1 protein-coding gene is annotated in these 1,284 nt (G+C 59.7%); it reads left to right on the forward strand.

Annotated elements, in window-relative coordinates; genetic code table 11:
- Positions 1-244: 244 nt before the first annotated feature.
- The coding region (locus EN990_RS35220) for a caspase family protein (protein ID WP_164766240.1) at positions 245-1,284 on the forward strand (1,040 nt) is incomplete at its 3' end.

The following is a 1,284-nucleotide window of genomic DNA, read 5'->3' on the forward strand; positions in this document are numbered from 1 at the left end:
TACGCTTTTGTAGGCTGCTCCGTAAACCGGCAGCGCGAGGTTGATCTTGGTCGGCATCGAGCCCTCCACGGTCCAGTGACTGCATACAAATCCCTTTTTCCTATCTTTGACAGGATACTTGGTATAAAAATTTGCGGGCCTTTGGCGGCACGGGGTCCAAACGCTCGGGCAGATTGCGTTTGCGTCTGGTGCGTTCGAAGGCCGCCGGATCAAGATTGACGCAGGCTGGAACGAGCATGCCGATATGACCCACCGCCACGGATACTTGCGCATCCCGCTGCTCATGCTTTTCGCGATTTTGAGCACGATCGACGTTCGCGCCGCGGTCGAACAGAACGCCTCATTACAGCCGCGCAACCGGCTGGCGATCGTCATCGGCAACACGAACTACCAGAGCAAGCGTCTCGAGCACCTCGCCAACGCGGTCAACGATGCGACGAAACTGTCCGACAGCCTGAAGCGGCTGAACTTTGAGGTTCTGACTGGAACCGATCTTACCGCCGATGGCTTCGTCAAGCTTTTCCATGACGCCGAGGCGAAGCTGCCCGAAAGCAGCGCCGTGCTGATCTTCTACGCCGGCCACGGCATGCAGGTGCAGGGCGAAAACTACCTGCTACCGATCGATACGCCCGATCCGGAAAACCTGGACAAGCTGACGGCGCACGCCGTCAAGCTGAATGATGTGATCGCCAAATTCGCCAGTCGCGGCCGTCAGACCTTCATCTTCCTTGATGCCTGCCGCAACAATCCGCTGGGCAGCGGCGCCAACATCTCCAACGGTCTGGCGCAGGTCGAGGTCGGCGAAAACACGTTTGTCGCCTTCGCCACCCAGCCCGGGAACGTCACCGTCGACGGGACAGACGAAAACAGCCCGTTCACCACTGCGCTTCTAAAAAACGTCGAAATTCCTGGCTTGAGCATTTCCGACATGATGATCCGCGTCCGCAACGAGACCGAGGCGCTCACCGTCGGCCGCCAGGTGCCGTGGGATCAGTCGAACCTGCGTGAACAATTCTATTTCACCGAACAGCAGATGCTCGATCCGGCGCAGTTGAGCGCGAGCCTGTCGCGCATCCTGTCCGATCCAGACGCCAAGAAGAAGCTGCAGATAGAGCTCGCCTCCAACGACCTGCAGACCGCCGTGCTCATCGTCGGACAGACGCTGCGGTCCGTCGAGATTCCGGCACCGTCAGGCGGTTCAGCGGAGCCGGTCGGCACTCGGGTCGCCAATCTGTCTTCAACCGAAAGCGTTGCAGTCGCTCGCCAGAGCGTCGTCTCCGGCCT

The organism is Mesorhizobium sp. M7A.F.Ca.US.005.03.1.1 (assembly GCF_003997975.1).
In the GTDB taxonomy this organism is placed as follows: domain Bacteria; phylum Pseudomonadota; class Alphaproteobacteria; order Rhizobiales; family Rhizobiaceae; genus Mesorhizobium; species Mesorhizobium ciceri.